At 63.1% G+C, this 20,740-nt stretch carries 19 protein-coding genes; 12 read left to right on the forward strand and 7 right to left on the reverse strand.

The window, feature by feature from the left end; genetic code table 11:
- Window positions 1-43: 43 nt before the first annotated feature.
- On the forward strand, window positions 44-1,675 hold the full coding sequence (locus KA712_07515) for a methyltransferase (protein MCG5052793.1): 1,632 nt from the start codon (window positions 44-46) through the stop codon (window positions 1,673-1,675).
- Between the two features lie 26 nt (window positions 1,676-1,701).
- Here the strand turns inward: KA712_07515 and KA712_07520 are convergent, their stop codons facing one another.
- Together KA712_07520 and KA712_07525 are read right to left on the reverse strand one after the other, a co-directional pair.
- Window positions 1,702-2,082 carry a hypothetical protein gene (locus tag KA712_07520; protein MCG5052794.1) on the reverse strand — a complete coding sequence of 127 codons (381 nt, stop codon included), beginning with the start codon at window positions 2,080-2,082 and terminating at the stop codon, window positions 1,702-1,704.
- Window positions 2,083-2,443: 361 nt separating this feature from the next.
- Window positions 2,444-4,045, reverse strand: coding sequence for a hypothetical protein (locus KA712_07525; GenBank protein MCG5052795.1), 1,602 nt, complete (start codon window positions 4,043-4,045; stop codon window positions 2,444-2,446).
- A 524-nt stretch (window positions 4,046-4,569) separates the two neighbouring features.
- Between KA712_07525 and KA712_07530 the strand changes: the two genes are divergently transcribed.
- Complete coding sequence (locus KA712_07530) at window positions 4,570-6,126, forward strand: oligosaccharide flippase family protein (GenBank protein MCG5052796.1); 1,557 nt, start codon at window positions 4,570-4,572, stop codon at window positions 6,124-6,126.
- A gap of 190 nt (window positions 6,127-6,316) precedes the next feature.
- Here the strand turns inward: KA712_07530 and KA712_07535 are convergent, their stop codons facing one another.
- Entirely contained in the window at window positions 6,317-6,634 is a 318-nt protein-coding gene (locus tag KA712_07535) for a hypothetical protein (protein MCG5052797.1), read from the reverse strand.
- Between the two features lie 184 nt (window positions 6,635-6,818).
- On the opposite strand from KA712_07535, the gene KA712_07540 reads away from it, so the two are divergent.
- The 10 genes from KA712_07540 to KA712_07585 all read left to right on the forward strand — a co-directional run bounded on the left by KA712_07540 (window position 6,819) and on the right by KA712_07585 (window position 16,482).
- A complete protein-coding gene (locus tag KA712_07540) occupies window positions 6,819-9,257 on the forward strand; it encodes a hypothetical protein (GenBank protein MCG5052798.1) in 2,439 nt (812 codons plus the stop codon).
- Between the two features lie 1,370 nt (window positions 9,258-10,627).
- Window positions 10,628-10,903: a hypothetical protein gene (locus tag KA712_07545; protein ID MCG5052799.1), complete on the forward strand. Its 276-nt coding sequence runs from the start codon at window positions 10,628-10,630 to the stop codon at window positions 10,901-10,903.
- A 48-nt stretch (window positions 10,904-10,951) separates the two neighbouring features.
- A complete protein-coding gene (gene istA / locus KA712_07550; GenBank protein MCG5052800.1) occupies window positions 10,952-11,791 on the forward strand; it encodes an IS21 family transposase in 840 nt (279 codons plus the stop codon).
- Between the two features lie 378 nt (window positions 11,792-12,169).
- Window positions 12,170-12,625 (forward strand): hypothetical protein, encoded by a 456-nt coding sequence (locus KA712_07555; GenBank protein MCG5052801.1) that lies wholly within the window; start codon window positions 12,170-12,172, stop codon window positions 12,623-12,625.
- Between the two features lie 61 nt (window positions 12,626-12,686).
- Window positions 12,687-14,048, forward strand: coding sequence for a DDE-type integrase/transposase/recombinase (locus KA712_07560; protein ID MCG5052802.1), 1,362 nt, complete (start codon window positions 12,687-12,689; stop codon window positions 14,046-14,048).
- Window positions 14,045-14,845: an AAA family ATPase gene (locus tag KA712_07565; protein MCG5052803.1), complete on the forward strand. Its 801-nt coding sequence runs from the start codon at window positions 14,045-14,047 to the stop codon at window positions 14,843-14,845. Before KA712_07560 ends, KA712_07565 begins: the two co-directional genes overlap by 4 nt.
- 2 nt (window positions 14,846-14,847) lie before the next feature.
- The gene (locus tag KA712_07570; GenBank protein MCG5052804.1) at window positions 14,848-15,153 is read left to right on the forward strand and encodes a hypothetical protein; all 306 of its coding nucleotides are present in this window, start codon (window positions 14,848-14,850) and stop codon (window positions 15,151-15,153) included.
- Between the two features lie 160 nt (window positions 15,154-15,313).
- Entirely contained in the window at window positions 15,314-15,727 is a 414-nt protein-coding gene (locus KA712_07575) for a hypothetical protein (GenBank protein ID MCG5052805.1), read from the forward strand.
- Window positions 15,724-16,302: an ATP-binding protein gene (locus KA712_07580; GenBank protein MCG5052806.1), complete on the forward strand. Its 579-nt coding sequence runs from the start codon at window positions 15,724-15,726 to the stop codon at window positions 16,300-16,302. The genes KA712_07575 and KA712_07580 overlap by 4 nt, the downstream gene beginning before the upstream one ends.
- 3 nt (window positions 16,303-16,305) lie before the next feature.
- Window positions 16,306-16,482, forward strand: coding sequence for an ATP-binding protein (locus KA712_07585; protein MCG5052807.1), 177 nt, complete (start codon window positions 16,306-16,308; stop codon window positions 16,480-16,482).
- Window positions 16,483-16,723: 241 nt separating this feature from the next.
- On the opposite strand, the gene KA712_07590 is transcribed toward KA712_07585, so the two are convergent.
- The 4 genes from KA712_07590 to KA712_07605 form a co-directional block, all read right to left on the reverse strand.
- Window positions 16,724-17,524 carry an AAA family ATPase gene (locus KA712_07590; protein ID MCG5052808.1) on the reverse strand — a complete coding sequence of 267 codons (801 nt, stop codon included), beginning with the start codon at window positions 17,522-17,524 and terminating at the stop codon, window positions 16,724-16,726.
- Window positions 17,521-18,882 carry a DDE-type integrase/transposase/recombinase gene (locus KA712_07595; protein ID MCG5052809.1) on the reverse strand — a complete coding sequence of 454 codons (1,362 nt, stop codon included), beginning with the start codon at window positions 18,880-18,882 and terminating at the stop codon, window positions 17,521-17,523. The genes KA712_07590 and KA712_07595 overlap by 4 nt, the downstream gene beginning before the upstream one ends.
- A gap of 61 nt (window positions 18,883-18,943) precedes the next feature.
- A complete protein-coding gene (locus KA712_07600; GenBank protein MCG5052810.1) occupies window positions 18,944-19,399 on the reverse strand; it encodes a hypothetical protein in 456 nt (151 codons plus the stop codon).
- A 359-nt stretch (window positions 19,400-19,758) separates the two neighbouring features.
- Window positions 19,759-20,740 (reverse strand): hypothetical protein (locus KA712_07605; GenBank protein MCG5052811.1); only part of this gene is annotated, 982 nt, incomplete at its 5' end.

Consider the following 20,740-nt stretch of genomic DNA (forward strand, 5'->3'; position numbering starts at 1 on the left):
GGCCTTTGCGAGCGGGCCCTGGGTGCGGCATCCTGGGCGGCCCGTGCCCCGCCCCCTCGACGATCTCGCAAGCCGCATTTTGGATCGGGGTTTCACGCCTGCTCAACAGGACGTGGAGGGGCTCTTCGTTTTGCTGGGTTCACCCGACCGCGAACAAGGGCGCCTGGCCGGACGGGCTCTGGCCCGGCTCGGGCCCCCCGCGCTCGCGGCGGCGCGTGTCCGCTTCCCGGCGGCAGGTCCTCCGCTGCGCGCCCGGCTGTGCGAACTCATCGCCACGGTGGGCGCGGACACGGGCGACGAAGAGGTGGGCGCCTGGCTTCTCGCGTGCCTGGCTGACCCCGAGGGCGCCACCCGCCGGCGTGCCGCGGCCCAGCTGGGCAAACACGCTCAGGTGTGGGCCTCGACGAAGCACGCGGTGGAGCCCGCGTTGCTCGGCGCCTGGGAAGCCACCCGCGACCCGGCCGACCGACGGGCCCTCGCCGAGGCGCTGGGCAAACAAGGGGGAGCCGCTTCACAGCGAAGCCTGGCGCATCTTCACGACCCACGGTCCGCCGCCGACGCGCTCCTGGGGCAGCGCACGGAGCGGGCCCAGCGGCAGATCGAGCAGCGCACCCTGCGCCACACCCCCACCCGCCTCCGCCTCGAAGCCGCGCTTCCCGCGCACACCCCCGTGTTGCTACACGTGCGTGCGGGGCTCGAGCCTGTGCTGCTGGAAGAGCTGGCAGCCTTGCCCCTGCGCGCGCCCCCACGGCAGGTGGGCCCCGGGCGTGTGCGCGTGCACGCCGAGCGCCTCGCAGACCTTTACCGTGCCCGCACGTTTTTGCACCTCGGGTTTCCGTTGCCCCCGGGGCAAGGGGATCCCGTGGCCGCGGTGGGAGAGGCCCTGACGGCCGACGCCACGGGAGCGCTGCTGCGGACGCTCACCGAAGGCCCGGTTCGTTATCGTCTCGACTGGGGGCGTACGGCGCTCGGCCGCACCGCCACGCAGGCCGTGGCCCGGCAGGTGCAGCAGCAGATCCCCTGGCTCGTCAACGATGCCACGCAGGCGCCCTGGGTGGTGGTGGTGCACCTGGCGGGGGAGCGGGTGCACGTGGAGCTGTGGCCGCGAAGGAGCGAGGGGCGTTCGGTGGATGATCGCTTCGCGTATCGCCGCGTGACCATGCCTGCGTCCTCTCATCCCACGGTGGCCGCGGCGCTCGTGCGCGTGGCGGGACATCGGGACCACGACGTGGTGTGGGATCCCTTTGCCGGCACGGGTGTAGAGTTGGCGGAGCGAGGTCTCGCAGGCGCCTACCGATGTCTGTACGGCAGTGACCTAGACCCTGAAGCCGTGGACGCTTGCCGGCGCAACCTCGCCGCTGCGGGCCTCGCGAAGGCCGAAGTCGTGCAAGCAGACGCCCGCCGGTACACACCACCTCGGCCGCCCACGCTCATCATCACCAACCCCCCGTTCGGGCAAAGGGTGGTCGTGCACGAGGGTGTCGGTGATCTCCTCGCCGCGGTCTTCTCTCACGCGGCCAGGTGCCTTGCCCCGCGCGGACGCATGGTGTTCGTCACGCCCAGGGTCAGTGTGACGGCGCGGGCGCTTTCGGAGGCGGGCCTCGTGCGCCTGCGGCACCTGCCCGTGGATCTCGGGGGCTTTGCGGCCCACCTGGAACTTTGGGAAAAACGCTAGGCAACCTCCGGGTAGCCCCACGTCCCTCACGGCGCGACATGCACGGCACCCTGCATCCCGCTGTGACCGGCACCACAGACGTACCCGAACGTGCCGGCGCGTTCGAACTGCACCACCCCTTCACGATGCAAGGCGATCGGGTTCGGCAGGTCGCCACCCTCGGCGTCGAGCGGGTGAGTCGAAAGGCTGCCCCTCCAACGCACGCCCTGGCCGACGCGCACCACCAGACAACGCTCGGGGTCCTGCCCAAAGCCGTGCGTCCACGCGAGGTTGCGGTCGGCATCGTGGGCGCGGCGGTCAACGTAGTCGCCGGGCTCGCAGCCTTGAACCACACCGCGGACGGGCGCGAGCGATGGTGGTGTCGCGACATCGACGGGGCCCGCGAGGTCGGTAGAGGCGTCCGTCACGCGCTCTCCTTCAATCGAAGTTGACACGCCGTCAGCGCTCGCGTCGCCGCGAGGCTCGGGGTGATGGTCCACGGACGCGTCGACTGACCGGGAGTGGTGCGGATCTCGCATCGTCTCGTCGCCGCACCCGAGGGATACGGTTGCCACTGAGAGGAAGATGACGGCTAGACGCATTCGAGGAGCATGAGACTTGCCGGAGTCCGTCTGAGCGAGCGTAACGATCTCGTTAAACTCTACGTCTCGATGAGCATACTCTCGACTCACTCGCGAACGACGCCTAAGTCTGGTGGTTGGGCGGATGACCTCTTCAAAGTCATTGAGACATCGCGCTGCAACCCACGGTTACTTTCCATTGGAAATCTCAGGGGCCAAAAGGAAAGTCGATTACATATCCAGCTTTGGTTTTCCTCGTTTCGGTTGAAAACGATGGGCCGCGACGTTGGAGGAAGTAAAGCGCTTCTGAACCTTTGGGTGATACGACACGTCCAACGGAGAAAGCCTGCCGAAAATCTATGTAGCGTCCAATCGTATTCGTCTGCCACACGTTTGCGATCACTTCATCGGCGGACGAGAACGCATTCACCGGTCGCACGAGTGGGGCCATCACATGGAAATACTCTGGCCTAAGGTCCGGGTAGCAGGCGGCACAGGTCTTCCCGTAAATGGGGTTTATTCCTTCGGCGTCGCCACGTGTCGCGATTGTAGCGTTGGCGAGGCCCCACATCTCGATGAGGGCGCCTTGTGTGTAACAGGCGAACACCCCGCCATAGTCCGTCACCAAGCGTCCACCTGGAGGGATAACTTGGCGCAAGAACTTGGCCGCGTACCTATAGCTGTCAACGTTGCGGCTTTGCTCTTTAACACCTTCGTTTTTCGCCTCCTCGTGAGGAGAGTTCCAGAACCGGTGGTCCATTCTAACCGCGAGCATGGCCAGGCAACCGGCGGCGACAGGTACAATCAAGGGGTTCAGCCATCGCCGCACAGTCGAACACACGTCAAGAATGTCTCGAGATCCTACAACACTCAAGACCAAGAGTAGAGGAACCACCGGAAGTACGAACCGCCCAAAAGGCATCCAGTCTCCACCCACTTTGGTCACATAAACAAGGTGCAGGACCGAAAAGGCCCCTAGAATCGCCGCTGCAAGGTTGCGCCTCCACAGAAGCCAACACCACGCGGCAAGTCCTAGCCAGAGCCACTGCCCCGTGACTTCGTTCGCGACGTATTCGATTCCACGGAGGGGCAGGAGAACGCCAATGAGTTGCTTCGCGTAGTAAGTGCTGGGCAGCGGCAGGCCGTAGTATGCGTACCGAGCGGCGAACCATAGGGCAAAGACGCCGACCGGGGCGAGATGGAGCCGTGCGGTTAGCCTAAAGGGTCGGGGTTCTTTCAGGTTTACCGCGCGCACGAGGGCGCCTACGATGAGAAATGCGAAGGTCAAAAAGCCATCGATGCGCATGAGGGCGACGGCAAGACCGGCCCAAGCGGCGGTGCGTTGCCAGGTGACCTTTGAGAAACTCGCAACTAGCGAGGCAAAGGCGAACGCGGTTAGGGCCACGTGCGGCAAGGTCTCCATACCACTGAGGTACGCGACCGCTAAGTCCGTATTGAAGGACAGAAGAAGTACACAAAACGTGGCAGTGTGTCGGCGGGTTCCGCAGGCCCGGGCCAGCCGATAGACGGCGTATCCCAAAAGAAGAACAAACGGCGCGCCCATGATGCGGGCGCAAAGCAGAGGGGCTTGCCCTCGGGTAAACAGCATGGGCAAAGCAAGCAGCAGCATCCACAGGGGCGTGGAATACCCTTCCACCCGAAGACCGTGGCTGTAGGTGGGGCCATTGCCAATCGCCAGATTCTTGGCGAACGAAAAGGTAAAGTAGGCGTCATCGACACCGACATGCCCTGCGCTGATGCATTGCGTTAAGAATACGAGCGCTGCTGCAATCAGGGAAGCCAAAGCCACACCGTCAGCGCTACGCCACGGAATCAGTCGCCATAGTTGCAGGAGCGAACGGCAACGCGAAGCGATAGTCATGCTCCTCCATATACCAGCGGCGTAGGCCCGTTAGCCAAGGAGTTTATGAGCCCGAATTCGGACCCTGTTGGGTGTCACGGGTTTGGTCATAATCACCGCTGAGCCTCAGGTTTCATCCCTCGTCGACGTGAGACCCCTTACGACGTCCTGTCGCCTTTTCGTTCGACGGGGCGCAGGCCTGGCTAGGTCAACGAGACCCCTCGCCCCGCAAACTCACGTCCACGTGAACCGATAAAGGTCGTGTGAGTTGAGCTGCCATTGCGAGCTCAATCGTAGGCGTGAGTCGAGCGCGCAATACGACGGCCAGCGCCCGCTGGTGTAGCAGGCGACTGAGGAAACGGGCTCGCATCCTCAGTAAACTCCCGCCATCGGCGTTTGGCACTGAAGAGACCGAGGTCTTGTGCTTCGTCAACTTTGACCGCCTGGTGTAAGCTCCGCGATCCGCTCTTGCCATGACCAGCACCTCGTCCCCGTCGTCTCCTCCCTCGCCCGCACGCGCGCAGGCCGCCGCCGTGGCGGGCCGCGGGGCTCTTTACATTGGTGCCGCCAAAATCGTCTTCATGGTGGCTGGCTTTCTGCAACGTTGGCTGTTGGCCCGCATCGTGGGTCCAGCCGAATACGGTGCCTTTTCGGTGGTGAACGGCGCCGTATCGACCGTGAACAACACCATGGTCCAGGGCACCACCCAGGCCATCAGCAAGTTCGCGGCTGAAGACGACGAGCGTGCGGGCGCGGTGGCGCGCGCGGGACTGCGGCTGCAGATGTTCGTGGGGACGGCGGTGGGGCTCGCCTTTTTGCTGGCAGCGCCCTGGCTTGCGCGCCTCGTGGGGGCGCCGACCTACTACGTGCCCTGGTTCCGTCTGGTTGCGGCTATCCCCTTCCTCTACGGCTTTTATGCCGTGTACGTCGGGCTTGCCAATGGCCTGCGGCGCTTCGCTACCCAGGCGAGCTTCGACGTGCTCTTCTCGGCTCTCAAGACCGGGCTCCTGCTGGGAGGCGCGCTGCTGTTCGCGCGGGGGAGACAAGACCCTCGCGCGGCCGTGACGGGCGCGTTCGCAGGCTTCGTCGTCGCGGCCGTGGTGATCCTCTTCGTCGCGGCGCGGGTGATGGGCAAGGTGAAGGCTCCCGCAGGTGCCCCCTTTCCCCTGAAGCGTCTCACCGTGTTCATGACGGGGGTGGCGCTTTACGCGGTGATGGTGAACCTGGCGCTCAACTACGATCTTTTTTGGCTGAGGCGCTTCGCGGGCGCTTCGGCCGAGGCCACACGCGCCGATGCCCTCGTGGGCAACTACGAAGCGCTCCGTAACCTGGCGCTCTTGCCCTACCAGGCGCTCATCGTGGTGACCTTCGTCGTGTTTCCCCTGGTGTCGCGTGTGACCTTCGAGCAGAACCGGGACGCCACCCTCGCGTATGTCCGGCAAACGATGCGCATCGCCTTCGCCTTCGCGGCGCTCATGGGCCTGGCGCTGGGGTGCCGCCCGGGCGCCCTCTTGGCGATTCTCTACAAACCCGCGTATCTCGAGGGCACCACCGCGCTGCCCATCCTTGCGGCGGGGCTTTGCGCCCTGTCTTTGCTGGGCGTGGCGTGCGCCATCATCAACGCCTCGGGACGTCCGCGGGTGGCCGTGGGGCTGGTGGCGGTCACGTTGCTCGTGGGCAGCCTCTCTGCCCTCTACCTCGTCCCAGGCGCTGCGCCGGGTCCCGCCATGCTGCGTGCACAGGCGGTCTCCACGGCGGCGGGCATGGGCGCGGGCTTCCTGGTGGCCATGGCTTACCTCAAACGTAGCTTCGGAGGCGCAGTTCCGCTGGGCACGGTCCTGCGCACCACGTTGGGGCTGGCGCTGGGTGTATCGGCCGCGCAACTCATGCCCGAAGGGGGCCGTGTCATGGGACTCGCTGCCGTGGCCGTCGCGGTCCTGGTCTTCCTGGCAACGCTGCTCCTGGCCCAGGAGCTGGGGCCCGAGGATCGCGCCCGCTTCGCCCGCCTGGCGCGCCGCAAACGCGCTTAGGACTCGTCGTCGTTTGACCCGGGCGGGGGCACGGCGGGGCTCGGTTGAAACCACGCGCAACGGCTCACCGGCTGAGGGGGGGTACTTCGCCGGGTAGACGGGGCACAGAATGAACACGCTCCGCGCCGCCTTCACCAGCTTGTGGTTCCCACAGCGGTGGCAAAGGCTCGTTGGGAAGGGAAGGGGCTCTTCAGAAGACATAGGCGTCGAGCCACCATGCCACGAGCAGGCCCGACGCGGTCCCGACCACGTTCCAACTAAAGTCTTTCCACGAGGCATCCCCAGGCCCCACAAGGTCGGCAAGCTCCTTTGCGCTGCCAAGCGCAAGGGCGAATCCCGCACCTCCCAGAAAACGCCACCGCGGTTCCTCCCAGACCAGCGCTGACGCGCCGTAGCCCGTGAGCGCCAGGGCCGCCGACACGCCGCCATGCAGGTACTTGTCCCGCGCGAACCAAGGGTCGGTCTCGACGGCAAAGACCGAGGCATGGGTGGCGAGCAGCGGTGGCACGGTGGAGCTCTAATCTACCGCGTTTGGTCGACTATGTTACCGAGATCGTTGGTCGGGCCCACGAAACGCATCGAGCCGGTCAAAGGGTCTTTTGACGATCCCGAATCGGAGCTTTGGCCTTGGAGAGCCTACGTGCCTTGGAACCCTCGGCTTGGTTCCGGGCTCGGAGCCAAGCGGCCCACGGATGCGAAAGGTGCTTCTTGTATCCGCATGGTACCGCCCGATTGTCTGGCGTCGTCGCGTCGGATTCTTCGCCGAAAATGCGCAGATTTCGGCTAACGCAACCGGCTGCATGTTGGGTAGGTTTCGCCTCGCTCTCGCGTCCGTTACGTTGGTCTTCGGCCTCTACTGGTTCGGAAGAGAACTTGACAGCGTATACCCGTTCAATCGCTGGCTGGCCTGGCGATTCCTCTCCCAGCTTGCGCTGTCTTTCGGGTGGGGTGGGGCAGTTCTTTCGGCGGGTAGCGTTCTGCTGCGCCGTTTCCGCAGGGTACGGTCTCCGTGGGATGAACACCTCGTTCTGAGCTTCGCATTGGGGGTCGTCGTGTTTGGCCTCGGCGTCTTCGTCACGGGCATTCTTGGCGGGCTCGGGGGTGTTTTCTTTGTTACTTGGCCTACGCTTCTTCTCGTGGCTTCCGGTCCTTCATTGCTTTCGAACTCGATCGTTCGCTGGCGTCGGATCAGAGCGCTTGCTTCCCTGCACGAGGATGAGCCTCGTTGGAGCTGGTTTGTCCGGGGATTTGGAGCGATAGGAATCGCGATCGTTCTGCTCCAGATCATGACGCCTCACAATGTTGCGTTCGACGCCCGTTGGTACCATCTGGCGATCGCCGAATCATATGCCTCGATCGGAAAGATTATCCGATTCGATGACGGATGGTTTTTGGGGACTCTCCCTCAACTTGCAACCTGGATCTACACGTGGGCTATGCTGTGCCCCGGTACGTCGCTGGCGTTCCGCATAGAACTCGCAGCGTATACCGAGTTCCTAATCTTTCTCTTCACGCTCGCGGGGGTCGGTGCGGCTCTACGTTGGTTGTTGCGATCGAAGCGTATTCGTGGCGGTTGGGCGATCTTTTTTCTCTTTCCCGGGCTGTTCGTTTACGACTCGAACCTAAATCTGTCAGCGGATCACGTGCTTGCGCTATGGGCTCTGCCGTTGGTGTTGGCGGGGCGGCGGTTGTTTCCGCGGCCGGGAAACCAGCGGCCGCCGCTGGAGTCCGCGATCCTTGTCGGGATCGTCTTTTCAGGTGCCCTTCTCACGAAGTATCAGGCCTTGTACATTACCGTCGGTTCGGGGTGGCTCGTAGTGGCCGCGACGGTCGGCGTCTTGCTTCGAGCAAAACGAGGACAGAGAGGTCACCTTGCGATGGTGGTGCTGACGAGACTTGTCCTGACGGGACTCACGACCCTTTTGGTGACGACACCTCATTGGTTGAAGAACGTTGTCTGGCATAAAAATCCGGTTTATCCCTTCGCAAGAGGCGTTTTCGGAGGCGTGCCGTGGGGACCAGGCATTGAGTTTGGGCTCCTGGATGACGGATGGACGCCTGAAGGTCCGTTCTGGTCGCGCATCGTAGAAACCGTTTCGGCTATCGCGAGTTTTTCGTTCAGGCCGCACGACTGGGAGACATTCCACCGCAATTGGCCGGTATTCGGTTCGCTCTTTTCAGTCTTGGTAGGCCCGGCTCTTGTCCTCGGCGCATCTCTTCGCCTCCTTAACCTGGCGATAGCGACGTGCTTGGCTTTGGGCGTTTGGTATTGGACCTATCACCAAGATAGGTATCTGCAATCGATCTTGCCGTGGATGGTGGCCGCTACCGCTGCCGCGATCGCCGTTCTATGGCGGAGTCGGGCCCTTCTTGTTCGGATTACGTTATTTTCTGCAATCGCTCTTCAGATAGTGTGGTCAGCGGATCTCCCCGCCCTGCCCACCCACGCGATGATTGGCAAGTCACCTATTTCGGCGACGATGGATCGTCTCTCATCAGGCTTTCGTAAAGCCTGGAATGAGCGGGACGACGCTGCCACCCACCTTCAAAGAGTTGCTGCACGCCTGCCCTCAGATGCCGTGCCGCTTCTTCACGAAGAGCACCTCCGTCTCGGACTCGGAAGGTGGGTCCTCACGGACAGTTTCGGCCGACAAGGAGCTATCCGTTACAGGAACTGGAACACGCAACGAGAAGCTTACGACCGCCTAAGGGCGCTGGGCTCGACGCACATTTTGGTGCGTGAAGGTGCAGTCGGACAGTTTTCCTTGGCGGATGACATTGTCTTTTTCGACCTCCTCCGAGCCTTACCGAAGGTATCGGAGGTCGAAGGGTACCGCATCTTCTCACTGCTCGAAGGTCCACCCCAACGTTACTCAGATCGCGCTGAATCACTCGTGGTTGGCTGTCGCGGCCTCCGATTCTTGCCTTCTATTCGGGATCTTGACGAGGAAATCCCGGATATCACGAACGACTGTCAGTTAGAGCTAAGTGGGCTCGAAGAGGCATCGATGTCTGCGAGATTCGTCGTTACACAATCAGGGAGGCTGACCTCTGTTCGCGAAAGGCTGCCATCCTCATGGGCTCTGCTATTCCAGAGGGACGGCGTGGCAGTATTGGCGCCAGGACACTAGCGGGAACGGATACCCAAAATGGCTCCGATGGGTGCAATGCGAAAGAGTTTGAATCCTCTACTGCTCGACTCGAGCGTTAGCTCGAAGTGGCCCACCCTCTGCGTCTCGTGATTGTAGACCGCTCGACAAATAGATCGGGAGTCTCGTCCGCATCCATCCGGTGAGACAATCAACCAGGAGACTCGATAGCGCTCCCATGACTCTGCAAGAGCCATCTCGCCGTCGCTGGGAATCATCACTGACCGAGCATCTGACAACGCAGAAAGGTACCAGGGACGTTCCAGCGCGGCGACGTCTGACTTCAGCTTCGGCGCGAAGTCCATAATCGCCTCGACGAGTTCGCTTGGAGGCTCGTAGAGCCTTCCAGGCCTCAACCTTGTCTTGCTCAGTGTCAAGCCAACGAGACCGACGAAGACAGTAAGCGCCAAGATTCGGCGTGCAGAGGACCCGTTCGGGATGAGAAGAAGCCGAGCGGAGAAATCCATGGCAAAAGTGGCGATCAGGGTTGCCACGGGTAGCATCACAAAAAGTGTCGCCACCGGCGCGGAGGGGTACCACTTTCGCCGGAATCACCGGTACCCAGGAGCCCACCCCGAAATTGGCGCAACGGGCCGGTCTGGATGAAGCTGGCCCGACGAGAGGTTGAATGACGAAAGGCCCGGAGTTGGCGCTCCGAGCCTTTCGTGGGCAGCGCCAACCAGGGCACCGCACACTCCCCACACAGGTGTGTCGATGATGCGGGGGAAGGTGATGGCGCTGTCCAGTTCCTCGACCTCGCCGAGGGCGACTGGAGATTCGAGAGCGACAGTGTCGGCAATGCGGAGGCCCGTTCTGGGTGCATCGGCAGTGCGACCGTGGGCATGTCTACTGCGGTGAATTGTGCCGGAGAGAGGGCCGGCGCCGTACAGCGCGGGCGGCACACCGACGTCACCGTCAGTCAGATGAGGGCCGCCAGGACCACCGCGACCAGCAGCGTGCTGCTGCGAGGGCACGCAAGCGTTGCAAGTCGATGCGTGGGGGATCATGCCTGCGAAAATTTGACCGACGTGGCATTGATGGTCGGCAACCATGTTTCGAGCCGACGACCCTGACATTGAGGCTAAGGCGGAGAAGCGAGACGGGGGCGACAGAGGTCCGCCTTTCGGGGGTAGCACCCTCAGTGCCGCCCCCCCCGCACGATCTGTCGGCTTCTGGCGATCCTAGCAGCTTGGAATCAAGGACCGGTTCGGGTTTGTGTTGTCTGTGGACGGGACAAACGAGGATACCGAGTGGGCTTTGCGCTGGGACGATGGCCTCCAGTGGCTCGGCCTCCACCAGGTTGACCTCCATCTGGAGGTCCGAGGCCTTTCCTGGCACCATGTTGGTGGGTCATGAGCGCTGACGATGAGATCTTCGCCCAGCGGCGCGCAGAGGTTTTGCGTCTGACCTATGCCGAGGGGCTCGGCATACGCGCGATAGCGCGAAACCTCAAGATGGCGAGGAAGACCGTGCGCCAGCTTTTGGATGGAGATCGCTCACACAAGCTGAGGCTATCGGGAGCGCCTCGGGCGCATTTGCTCAATCCCTTTGATGGGGGTCATTCGGCAGATTCTGCGGGAGACCACCTGATATGCGTGCCCCGGCGGTGCTGGAGCGCCTTCGGGTGATGGGCTACCGCGGCGGGCATTACGATTCTGCGGGATCGGCTGCGGACTTTGCGTCCACGTGCGGAGCGCGAGCCCTTCTTGACGCTGGAGTTTCTGCCAGGAGCGGCCGTGCAGGTGGACTGGGCGGACTTCGGCTTTGCACTTCCTGGCTGCCCGAGGCGGGTGAGCGCCTTCGTGATGGTGCTTTGCCACTCTCGCTACCTCTATCTGGAATTCCAGCTCAGCCAAACGATGGGCTCATTTCTGAGATGCATGGACAGGGGGCTGCGATTCTTCAAGGGATCCACCAAGGTCGACATCTTCGACAACATGAAGACCGTCGTGAAGTCGCACACCGCCGCAGGGACCGTCTTCAACCAGCGCTTCCTCGACTATGCGCGCGCCCGCCACTTTGGCGTCGTGGCCTGCAACGTCGCCCGCGGTAACGAAAAGGGCCTCGTCGAGCGGCCCATTGGCTTCATCAGGGAACGTTTCTGGCCGGGGTGTCGCCCCAGCGATCTCCTCGACTTGAACACGAAGGCAGCAGCCTGGCGGGAGACGTTTGCCAACAATCGCATTCACGAGGTGACAGGCAAGGTTCCCGCTCTTGTCTTCGAGCACGAGGAGCAGCAGATGCTTCGGCCTCTCGATGACCTACCATTCAACACGGACGACATCGAAACCGCCACGGTCAGCAAGACCTTTCGCGTGCGTTTCGACAGAAACCTTTACTCCGTACCCCCGCACCTCGTCGATCAAGTCGTGCTCGTACGCGGTGACGACCACCAGGTCTCCATGTACCTCGGACCGAAACTCGTCGCGACGTATCCGCGCTCCTGGGACATCAACAAGGACATCGAGGATCCATCCCACAGGGCGAAGGCACTCGCCCACAAGCCCCGGTGTTAGGTCTCACGTAAATCCGTAAACCCCCAGGAAGGAATTCCCGCACTGGGTCCCTGGTGGTTTTGGTGATGAGGGGGCGGAAAGCGGAAGAAGGGTGAGGTGGCTTTTTGCGGGAAACGGGGATCTGGGTGAGGCTACCGGCCGGCAGGCATAACGCCCGCCCTTGGGACCCCAGAAAAAGGTTGGGCCCGCCACGGAGGCAACCGTGCGAGCCCTTGGCCGGTCGTGCAGTTGCGCCAAGCGACAGTACTGACCAGCGAGCAATACGTTAAGCAGGAAGGCTGGCAACAGGCAAGGCTCGAGCGGTGTCCGGCGCACGGATCTGGTAGCAAATGTGGCTTTCGCAGCCTCGGGACCTACGCCCGGGTGGAGCCAGCTGGGATGCGGGTGGCCCGGTACTACTGCCCGACGGCACATCGGACCTTCAGCCTGTTGCCCGACTGCTTGGCGTCTCGGCTCAGTGGCTCCCTGGAGGAGGTCGAGGCCGTGGTGACCGCGGTGGAGGCCGCGCCGTCGATAGAGGCAGCCGCCGATCGGCTGCGGCCAGACATCGAACTGCCCGGGGCGGTGCGATGGGTGCGCCGCCGCTACAGCGCCACCCGGGCGGCCCTGCTGGTGCTGGTGACCTCGACGCCCGCGCTGCTCGGCAACTGCGAGCCCACGCTCGCTGAGGTCCGCCAGCGTCTGGGCACTCCGGTACTGCGGCACGTACGAGCCGAATCCGAGAAGCAGCTTGGCGCCTTGCCCGCGCCAGTCGGATTCGGCCCCCGCAGTCGAGCCGCCAGCAGACTGTGGACACCTCGCGAACACGAAACGGGGCCAGACCCGCCGCCCTAACGCCTGTAGTGGTCGAGGCATAGGCGCTCACCGCCAAAACCACGGGCGCCGAGGAGAAAACATGGACACCCAAGCCGACGACAACGAGCGACGCAAGGCCGTCGCGCTCTTTCGCTATGGTGTGATTGCCGACCTATTGCACTGGCCCAAAGGCAAGCGAGGCCTGGGCGAGCAAATCGCAAAGAAGGCGGACCGCACCTACGACATCCCCGGCTCACGCAGGAGCCGTATCGCTGCCGAAACCATCAGAGACTGGCTCAAGGCCTATCGCCACGGCGGCTTCGATGCCCTGATGCCCAAGGCGCGCAGTGACGAGGGGCAGGCACGCAAGATCCCACAGTCCATCGTGGACCTTCTGTGCATGGTCAAGGAAGACAGGCCCGCACTGTCTGTGCGCATGGTCATCGATGCCGTGCGAGCCTCGGGCGAGGTACCACAGGACCTGGAGCTGGCGCCAGCCACGGTGCATCGGGTGCTCTCTCGTGCAGGCTTGATGGCTCGCAAGCCCGAGACGCCAACGAGCAACGACCGCCGTCGCTTCGCCTTCGCGAAGGCGGGGGAGATGTGGATGAGCGACGTGATGCACGGACCGTCCGTGCTGATCGGAGGCAAGCGCCGCCAAAAGACGTATCTCATCTCATTCATGGACGACGCCACCCGAGTCGTCCCGTACGCTGCCTTCGCGCTCGGCGAAAACGTCTCTTGTTTCATGCCCGTCTTCGAGCAAGCGCTGCGACGGCGTGGACTTCCCCTGCGGCTTTACGTCGACAACGGGGCAGCATATCGGTCGCATCATCTGTCCCTCGTCTGTGCCAGGCTGGGCGTGACTCTCATCCATGCACGCCCCTACCAGCCCCAGGGCAAGGGCAAGCAGGAGCGCTGGCACCGCGAGGTGCGCCGGCAATGCCTTGGCACCCTCGCCGAAGGAGACACTGCGAGCCTCGAAGCCCTCAACCGCAAGCTCTGGACCTGGGTCGAGGGGGAGTACCACCAGGCCCCTCACAGAGGCCTTGATGGCGAGACCCCGCTCGAGCGCTGGGCTCGCGCTTGCGACGAGGTGCGGCTGCCGGACATCGGCGCAGACTTCAGTGCGCTCTTTCTCTTCGAGGAAAAGCGCAAGGTACACAAAGACAGGACCGTCAGCTTGCGGGGCGTCGTCTATGAGGTGGACGCTTCGCTCGTCGGCGAAACCGTCTCTTTGCGCTTCGACCCGAGCCGGGTCGGCAAGCCCGTCGAGCTCTGGGTCAAGGGGCGCAAAGTCGGCCTGGCCAAACCCGTCGATGCGTATGCCAACTGCTTCGTCAAACGCGACAACGAGGTGCGCTCCGTCCTGCGTGCCGACCGCGTTGCACCGAATCCGCCAGAAGGACTTCGCCTGCGCGACTTCGACGTCGTCGAGCACCACGACCAAGGAGAGCGATGATGTACCGCAAGCACTTCGGCCTGAACCGCCATCCCTTCGGCAAGGAGGTCGAGCCTGATGACCTCTTTGTCTCATCTGCAAGTCAGGAGCTGTCGGTCCGCCTCAATCACCTCATCGAGATGAGGGGCATCGGCCTCGTCACGGGCGACAGCGGCAGCGGGAAGACCACTGCCTGTCGCAAGGTAGTCTCGGGACTGCACACGGGGCTACACAAGGTGGTCTACGTCGCCCACTCGACCGGCAACGTCATGGACGTCTACAAAGCCATCGCCTGGGAAATGGGCCTGCCCACCGAGCGCAACCGTGCCGCCGTGTATCGGCAGATCCGAACCGAGGTCACACGCCTGACCACCGAGGCACGGTGTCGCCCCATCCTCATCGTCGATGAGGCCCATCATCTCAGGCCTGACGTGCTCGAAGACCTCAGGCTCCTGACCAACTACCAAATGGACGCAGAGAATCGGCTTTGCCTGCTGCTGGTGGGACAATCTGAGCTGCGTCGTCGACTGGGCATGGCTGTCTACGAGGCGCTCAGCCAGCGCATCGTCATGCGCTATCACTTCGCAGGTCTTTCCCGTGAGGAGCTGTCCGGATACTTTGCTCACCGGCTTCGCCTCGCGGGGACCGAGCTGCCGCTCTTTGATCCCGCAGCCCTCGAGGCAACCTTCCAGGCCACAGGAGGTCTGCCACGAAAAGTGAACCTCCTTGCTCACCACGCCCTCATGGCCGCAGCTCTCGCACGGGCCAAATCCGTGACTGTCGAGCACGTCCAGGCAGCTTTGCCGGAGGTCGGGTGACCATGGGCACTACGATTCCATTGGAGGCTGGTCCCATCATCCAGCCCGGGCTCGACGAGCTTTGTGTCGCGCCCGCGATCGGCGTCCTTGCCGCCCTGGACGCCACGCTCGCAGCTGCTGCCCAACAGCTACACGCAGCGCATCCAGACCTAACCCTGGGCGGGCTGGCCTTTGGTGAGCCGCTCTCACCGCAAGCGCGCTCGGCGTACCTCCTTCTCTTTCGCTGTGTCGACTTGCGCACCGCGATCAGGGAATACAGGCACGTGGCCATCGACAACGCCTGCGACCAGCTCGACCTGCCCTTCTGAACCCCGAGAAGAATCCCCAAATCAGCCCCGGCTTCGCCTCAACCGCGCCGGGGCTTCTCCATTTGTGCCCTTATCCAACCCGGCACGCACCCACCCTCCAATCTGAGAAATCAACCCCCTGTCAGGGTGATCTTCGCTGAGAAACTCGAGGTGAGATAGCGTGAGAGACAACACCCGGGCTGGTGGCGCGGAGATTCCACCAGTGCTGGCACGATTGGGGAGTGCGGGCGGGCAGTATTTCAAGATAGTCGCGGCGGGCACGCGATCCATCAGGCGTGAGCTCCTCCGCCTTACTTTTCTCGTCGAGCTCTTCGGCGAGTCGGCGACGGCGAGTGCCCTCGAGGAAGTGATGAAGACCGGCCACGTCGGCGCCGAGTACATCGAGTACGTCCTGCGCCATAAGCGGGGCCTCATCCCGTCGGCAGAGCCGCTCTACTTGGGCGACCCTGCGCTCGACAGCATCGCCCTACGCGAGCCCGACCTCGGCCTCTACGACCGCCTCGTATCGCCCGCCATGACTCGGGACCCAGGCGACCTTACCCAACAACAAGACCGGAAGGACCCACAGTCATGAGATACACAGGAGACGAAAGTGACATCGAGGTCCTGGCCGAGAAGCTTCGTTGGCTGCGTCTGCCAGGCATGGCCAGAGCCATCAAAGATCTTCTCGCACGCGCGGCCTCCGAGAATCTTACCGTCGCGAACGTCATCAGCCGCCTCTGCGACGAAGAGAAGGACAGCCGCATCCGCAGCTCGGTCGACAGACGCATCAAAGATGCGCGGTTTCCCGAAGTCAACACTGTGGATGCTTTCGACTTTGACTTCGACCCGGCGCGAAAGAAGCTGCGGGCTCGCTACTTGGGGCTTCATGATCTGAACTTTCTCGCCAAGGGTATCAATCCGCTCTTCATTGGCGCGCCTGGGACAGGAAAGACCTTCCTCGCTCGAGCGCTTGCATATCGCGCTTGCCAAGCCCAGAAGCGCGTCGTCTTCACCTCGGCACCCCGCATGCTCACCGACCTGCATGGTGCGGACATCCACGGCTCACTGGACCGAGCGCTCCGTCGCTACGTACGCGCGGATCTGCTCGCTATCGACGACTTCGCCGTCCTGGCCATGGATCCCGCACAAGCCAAGCTCGCCTTTTAGGTCATCGCCGAGCGCTACGACTATCGCCGTGCAACCCTCATCACCACCAATCGCGCCTTCAAGGACTGGACCAAGGTCTTTCCCGACGCTCTCAACGCCCAGGTGATCGCCGAACGACTCACCGAGCGCTCCGAGACCTTCGTCCTTGACGGGAAAGGGTACCGATCGAACAGGGCATGAGCCTCGCCGCCTGACCGGGCAGGTTGCCTGCACCCCGGTGGCCGTCACTCAGACGGCCCAGGCCGACGTGCGCCCTCAACCCGGCGCAGGTCAAGGCGAAGAACCGCTACGAAATCACCGGGTGGGCTCCTGGGTACCGGTGATTCCGGCGAAAGTGGTACCCCTCCGCGCCGGTGGCGACACTCGTCGAGCCCGGGCTGGATGATGGGACCAGCCTCCAATGGAATCGTAGTGCCCATGGTCACCCGACCTCCGGCAAAGCTGCCTGGACGTGCTCGACAGTCACGGATTTGGCCCGTGCGAGAGCTGCGGCCATGAGGGCGTGGTGAGCAAGGAGGTTCACTTTTCGTGGCAGACCTCCTGTGGCCTGGAAGGTTGCCTCGAGGGCTGCGGGATCAAAGAGCGGCAGCTCGGTCCCCGCGAGGCGAAGCCGGTGAGCAAAGTATCCGGACAGCTCCTCACGGGAAAGACCTGCGAAGTGATAGCGCATGACGATGCGCTGGCTGAGCGCCTCGTAGACAGCCATGCCCAGTCGACGACGCAGCTCAGATTGTCCCACCAGCAGCAGGCAAAGCCGATTCTCTGCGTCCATTTGGTAGTTGGTCAGGAGCCTGAGGTCTTCGAGCACGTCAGGCCTGAGATGATGGGCCTCATCGACGATGAGGATGGGGCGACACCGTGCCTCGGTGGTCAGGCGTGTGACCTCGGTTCGGATCTGCCGATACACGGCGGCACGGTTGCGCTCGGTGGGCAGGCCCATTTCCCAGGCGATGGCTTTGTAGACGTCCATGACGTTGCCGGTCGAGTGGGCGACGTAGACCACCTTGTGTAGCCCCGTGTGCAGTCCCGAGACTACCTTGCGACAGGCAGTGGTCTTCCCGCTGCCGCTGTCGCCCGTGACGAGGCCGATGCCCCTCATCTCGATGAGGTGATTGAGGCGGACCGACAGCTCCTGACTTGCAGATGAGACAAAGAGGTCATCAGGCTCGACCTCCTTGCCGAAGGGATGGCGGTTCAGGCCGAAGTGCTTGCGGTACATCATCGCTCTCCTTGGTCGTGGTGCTCGACGACGTCGAAGTCGCGCAGGCGAAGTCCTTCTGGCGGATTCGGTGCAACGCGGTCGGCACGCAGGACGGAGCGCACCTCGTTGTCGCGTTTGACGAAGCAGTTGGCATACGCATCGACGGGTTTGGCCAGGCCGACTTTGCGCCCCTTGACCCAGAGCTCGACGGGCTTGCCGACCCGGCTCGGGTCGAAGCGCAAAGAGACGGTTTCGCCGACGAGCGAAGCGTCCACCTCATAGACGACGCCCCGCAAGCTGACGGTCCTGTCTTTGTGTACCTTGCGCTTTTCCTCGAAGAGAAAGAGCGCACTGAAGTCTGCGCCGATGTCCGGCAGCCGCACCTCGTCGCAAGCGCGAGCCCAGCGCTCGAGCGGGGTCTCGCCATCAAGGCCTCTGTGAGGGGCCTGGTGGTACTCCCCCTCGACCCAGGTCCAGAGCTTGCGGTTGAGGGCTTCGAGGCTCGCAGTGTCTCCTTCGGCGAGGGTGCCAAGGCATTGCCGGCGCACCTCGCGGTGCCAGCGCTCCTGCTTGCCCTTGCCCTGGGGCTGGTAGGGGCGTGCATGGATGAGAGTCACGCCCAGCCTGGCACAGACGAGGGACAGATGATGCGACCGATATGCTGCCCCGTTGTCGACGTAAAGCCGCAGGGGAAGTCCACGCCGTCGCAGCGCTTGCTCGAAGACGGGCATGAAACAAGAGACGTTTTCGCCGAGCGCGAAGGCAGCGTACGGGACGACTCGGGTGGCGTCGTCCATGAATGAGATGAGATACGTCTTTTGGCGGCGCTTGCCTCCGATCAGCACGGACGGTCCGTGCATCACGTCGCTCATCCACATCTCCCCCGCCTTCGCGAAGGCGAAGCGACGGCGGTCGTTGCTCGTTGGCGTCTCGGGCTTGCGAGCCATCAAGCCTGCACGAGAGAGCACCCGATGCACCGTGGCTGGCGCCAGCTCCAGGTCCTGTGGTACCTCGCCCGAGGCTCGCACGGCATCGATGACCATGCGCACAGACAGTGCGGGCCTGTCTTCCTTGACCATGCACAGAAGGTCCACGATGGACTGTGGGATCTTGCGTGCCTGCCCCTCGTCACTGCGCGCCTTGGGCATCAGGGCATCGAAGCCGCCGTGGCGATAGGCCTTGAGCCAGTCTCTGATGGTTTCGGCAGCGATACGGCTCCTGCGTGAGCCGGGGATGTCGTAGGTGCGGTCCGCCTTCTTTGCGATTTGCTCGCCCAGGCCTCGCTTGCCTTTGGGCCAGTGCAATAGGTCGGCAATCACACCATAGCGAAAGAGCGCGACGGCCTTGCGTCGCTCGTTGTCGTCGGCTTGGGTGTCCATGTTTTCTCCTCGGCGCCCGTGGTTTTGGCGGTGAGCGCCTATGCCTCGACCACTACAGGCGTTAGGGCGGCGGGTCTGGCCCCGTTTCGTGTTCGCGAGGTGTCCACAGTCTGCTGGCGGCTCGACTGCGGGGGCCGAATCCGACTGGCGCGGGCAAGGCGCCAAGCTGCTTCTCGGATTCGGCTCGTACGTGCCGCAGTACCGGAGTGCCCAGACGCTGGCGGACCTCAGCGAGCGTGGGCTCGCAGTTGCCGAGCAGCGCGGGCGTCGAGGTCACCAGCACCAGCAGGGCCGCCCGGGTGGCGCTGTAGCGGCGGCGCACCCATCGCACCGCCCCGGGCAGTTCGATGTCTGGCCGCAGCCGATCGGCGGCTGCCTCTATCGACGGCGCGGCCTCCACCGCGGTCACCACGGCCTCGACCTCCTCCAGGGAGCCACTGAGCCGAGACGCCAAGCAGTCGGGCAACAGGCTGAAGGTCCGATGTGCCGTCGGGCAGTAGTACCGGGCCACCCGCATCCCAGCTGGCTCCACCCGGGCGTAGGTCCCGAGGCTGCGAAAGCCACATTTGCTACCAGATCCGTGCGCCGGACACCGCTCGAGCCTTGCCTGTTGCCAGCCTTCCTGCTTAACGTATTGCTCGCTGGTCAGTACTGTCGCTTGGCGCAACTGCACGACCGGCCAAGGGCTCGCACGGTTGCCTCCGTGGCGGGCCCAACCTTTTTCTGGGGTCCCAAGGGCGGGCGTTATGCCTGCCGGCCGGTAGCCTCACCCAGATCCCCGTTTCCCGCAAAAAGCCACCTCACCCTTCTTCCGCTTTCCGCCCCCTCATCACCAAAACCACCAGGGACCCAGTGCGGGAATTCCTTCCTGGGGGTTTACGGATTTACGTGAGACCTAACACCGTAGTCTGTAATGCGAACGGCGGCAGACGCTCCAGGTGTTGTAAGTGTCCCGAACTGTGTCCAGTTCCACAAAACAGTGGAGGCGCAGACTCCTGCGATGGCCAACGAAGTTCCGCGATGTCGCACCCATCTTGACTCTGATCGTGGGTGTGTTGCGTGTTTGCCGTATTCACGGACGACGTACGCAAGAAGCAAAAAAAACGCTACGGCGAATATCGAGTCTGAGCGGGTAAAAAGCATGAGCCCCGCGGAAACTACAGCCAGCGTCGCCTTCCCCCTATGGAAGCACCAAGCCACCGCGATCAACAGGAACATAATCACAGGTACTGATTCGGTCTCGAATCCGTACTTGCCCAGAGCTGGCGAGAGAAAGAAGAGAGGCAACGCCGCGAGTTGCACGATCGGGCTCGAGGTCAGTCTTTCAACCACCAGGAGGTGCCACAGCAATATCAACGCAAGGGACACTAGCAGTGCGATCGTGAGAATCGCCACGGTGTAGCTAGCGCCGAATAGCCACATCGGAGGGATCATCAACAGCGAAGTGAGTCCTTGCCAATAGTCGAAAGGTGCGTGGGGCACGCGTGATGGGTGGGTCAAGAAGTGCCAAACGACCGGGTCTTGGAGCGTCCCAGAGTTCACAGAGTGTTTGGCAACAGCGAAATAGTATGCTCCATCGTTGTCGGCCGGGACCTGCTGAAGCCAAGCGATTGAGGCGTACTGGGCAATCAAACCCAAGCACATCACGAGCAGACCAATGGCCCATCCGCTGTTCTTGTGCGAGTCGGAGCCGCTCAACGCCCAGGTGCAGACGCCAATCGGAACCTGCGAGCGTTCGTCGGACAAGGCCAAGAGTACCAAGCCCATGGTGAACGCGACAGCGATGGCAAAGTAGTCTCGTCCTGGCTCCGCTGGAAGCCAGAAGGCGAGACCTAGGGTCACGAGGGGCATGGCCGCG

This window comes from Myxococcales bacterium (genome assembly GCA_022184915.1).
GTDB lineage: Bacteria > Myxococcota_A > Polyangia > Fen-1088 > Fen-1088 > JAGTJU01.